Origin of the sequence: Paenibacillus germinis, from assembly GCF_013141785.1 — a bacterium.
In the GTDB taxonomy this organism is placed as follows: Bacteria; Bacillota; Bacilli; order Paenibacillales; family NBRC-103111; genus Paenibacillus_E; species Paenibacillus_E phytorum.
In genome coordinates, this window is the sequence record NZ_WHOC01000021.1 from 1 (window position 1) to 3,045 (window position 3,045).

Sequence of the window (3,045 nt, forward strand, 5' to 3'; positions counted from 1 at the left end):
AATATTAGGAGGAAACAAACCTTTATGAAGAAAACACTATCCGTAGTTCTTACATCCGCTATGGCTCTTTCCATGTTCTCATCCCTAGCATTCGCTAAAACGTCTGCTGACTTTACAGACTTGAAAGACCTAGACGCAGCAACAAAAGCAAAGTTCGATGCCATGATCACTGCTGGTATTTTTGACGGCGTGACTGACACAACTTTCGGTCTTAAAGACGAAATGAACCGTGCACAATTTGCGAAAGTAGCGGCATTGATCATGGGTCTGGAAGTTAACAAAGACTTGAAAACATCGACATTCACTGACGTTAGTGTAACCGATGCAGCAAATGGTTATGCACTTCCTTACATCGAAGCTTTGAAAACTGCAGGCGTTACTGATGGCTATGCTGAAGGTCAATACAACCCGGCTGGTAAAGTAACCAAAGAACAATTGGCTACTTTCTTGGTTCGTGTTCTTGGTCAAGATGAAGCAGCTAAAGGAAAAACAGGTACAGACACAACGGTTTCTGGTTGGGCACAAGGTTATGTAGCTCTAGCACTTGAACTTAAACTTCTTTCCAACGACACTGACGGTAAATTTGGTGGCCAAGCTAACGCAACTCGCGATTTGCTTTTGACTGGTGCATACGAAGCGAAACAACAATACGTACCGGCTGGAAAAGTATCTGTAACTGGCGTGAAAGCAACAGGCGTACAACAAGTAACTGTAAACTTCAACAAGCCCGTAGATACAGATAAAGTGAAATTAGCTATGACAAAAGGCTCCATCGATGTTGCGACAACAGTTAAATTCGCTGATGATAAGAAATCCGCTGTACTAACGTTAACGGATGTAAAAGTGGGCGAAGGAGATTACAAAGTAACTCTTTCCGGTCTTGATGCAGCGGCTGTTGACAAAACAACAGCTACATTTAAAGGCGAGAATGAGAAAGTGACTAAACTTGAGTTCGCAAACGCTGGCGATACTGTTGCAAAAGCATCGGATGTTCGTCTTAAAGTGAAAGCAACGAACCAATATGGCGAGAATGCTTCCCTTTCCACTGGTTCGTACACAGTATATGCTGACGCAGCTGCTAATGCACAATTATCTAAATCGGATAGCGGCGAATTGTTGTTGAAACTAGACACTAGCACATATGCATCCGGCACGGGTCTAATCGCCGTAAACATTTACAATAACGAAAATCGTACAACAGTATCCAAAACGTTTAAAGTAGGAACAGCTCCTTTTATCTCCAAAATGGAATTAGGCGCACTGAAATACTCGAACGGCAAAGACGCTATTAACGCAAAAGGCGAAACAGCAACATTTGACGTAATGAACTATGACCAATATGGTAATGTTGTTGCTTACACAACAGCAGATAACACGAACACGCGTGTTGTATTTAATGGTTATGAGCCAGCGCTTCAATATGAAGTAGGCGATTCTAATAGCGATCAAATCACAGATGTTAAAATCTATTTGAATAACAGCATCGATAAAGCAGCTGATTTCAACTTCACCGTTTACAACCAAGCTGGTTCTGCAACAGGAACAGTGAAATTAGTTGCTGGAAAAGTTGCAACTAAAGTAGAAATCGGTGATGTAAGTAATGTTGTAGCAGCTGGGGATACAGAAGCTTTCTTGCCAATCACAGCTTATGATGCAGCTGGTAACGTGTTGAGCACAGAAGATCTAGTAAGCAACCAAAACCTAGGAAGAATTAAAATTAGTTCTTCTACAGATGCTAGTGGTAGCGATCATTCTGTTCTTCAAACAAATGGCGAAAATAAAGGGAAAGTAAGAATTACAAACATCCCGACAACGTCGAAATCAGTGATTTCGGTAAATGCTTATATTGCTGAGCCGAATGCAAGTAGCAATGACACAGCGACAATCACAGTAGCAGACGCTCGTGTACCAGAAAGCTTTAAAGTGGTAACAGATCCTGCTAAGAAGATTGCAGTAGGTGGCGAGAGCGCGTTCCAAATTAAAGTATACGATCAGTATGGTAAAGAATTGAAAAACATTCAATCCACAGATGGAAACGGTGGTATTGGAACAGCAAATAACTACCGTATCTCTGTAGCGACAAATGTAACTGGAGGCGTAGCCGTAGTACCGGCAGCTGGAGCTGACTTTACAGCACCAATCACAGGTACAGACGCTGAATTCTTCAATGAAGAGCATAAGTTCACGTTTACAGCAGCAGTGGCAGGAACAAACTCCGCAGAGTTTGTAGCTAAAGTAGAGAAACAAGTAGGAACGGGTGCGTGGAGCGAACTCTTCAACGTAACGAAAAAAGTTGAAGCTATCACAGCGGATACAGACCTGACTTACGAGATCCAAACGGTAAGTGACCTGGTTAATGCGATTGATACAAGCTCAGTAGCTGAAGCGACTTACGATACAGCATCCGGAGATAAATTGACTGTTGGAACACAAGAGTCTGCCGTAACAAGCAAACTTGCAAGACAAGTGAAGCTAACAGCAACAGATGGTGCAGGTAATAAAGTGGCAATCCCACAAACGATTTCATCGATCACAAGCTCTAACGGTGTTGTTGCTAAAACAGACATGGACGCTGGTAAAGGTTATGTGATTGGTAACGAAGCGGGAGCTGCTACATTAAATGTGGCATTCACAGACAATAAAGGTCAATCTGTCCTGAAAACTGTCAATGTAAAAGTGTTAGATAACGTTGTAACATCGAAGGAAGTAGTTGCTGGTAACACATCAAGAACAACTGCTGACTGGACGGCTGCTGTAACAAAAGCAACGAATGGTACAGAAGGAACAGATGGCAAACCAAACGCATTCCGTTTGATGAACCTGAAAGTAACGGATAACTATGGTGTGACTTTTGAAGGATTTGAAGCACAACAGTACAACTACCTGTTTGGTGTTGTATTCACAGCAAAAGGTATTACAGGTACTGGTTCCGTATCAGTTGACCAATATGGTAACATCACAGCAGATGCTGGTGTAACTGGCTTTGATCTGGTGGCTACAACAGCAACAGGCATGTCCGTAAGCACATCTGTATTGAAATAAGCT

Annotated in this window: 1 protein-coding gene; it reads left to right on the top strand. The window is 42.3% G+C overall.

The features are described 5' to 3' along the window. The first annotated feature begins 24 nt into the window (after positions 1-24). A complete protein-coding gene (locus GC102_RS05805; protein ID WP_171688610.1) occupies positions 25-3,042 on the top strand; it encodes an S-layer homology domain-containing protein in 3,018 nt (1,005 codons plus the stop codon). Positions 3,043-3,045 lie beyond the last annotated feature (3 nt).